Genomic DNA, 260 nt, shown 5'->3' with positions numbered 1-260 from the left:
ATTTTGACTACTACTACCGAACCTTGCTTGTCCAATTATTAAATTACAATCGGATTTAATAGCTGCCTCAATTCTTTTTTGAATTAATGTAGTGTGACAGCCTATACGCTGAAATTCTGGCAAAGTAGCAGAAGCAGCTAATGATGCAATTCCCTTATTTATATATAGGACACCAATGCCCGCAGGAATATTTTGAACTTCTGCTATGAAAAAATACCAGCCTGGTTCATTGTAAAGAATTTCGTTATTTTGACGTACAC

At 35.4% G+C, this 260-nt stretch carries 1 pseudogene; it reads right to left on the bottom strand.

Annotated features, from left to right (window positions below):
• A pseudogene (locus JDS96_RS31200) lies at positions 1–260 on the bottom strand (GNAT family N-acetyltransferase); the annotation flags it as partial.

Source organism: Bacillus cereus group sp. N21 (assembly GCF_016483395.1).
Taxonomy (GTDB): domain Bacteria; phylum Bacillota; class Bacilli; order Bacillales; family Bacillaceae_G; genus Bacillus_A; species Bacillus_A pseudomycoides.
Note: the sequence above shows the minus strand (reverse complement) of the source record. Positions and strands in the feature narration are given on the sequence as shown.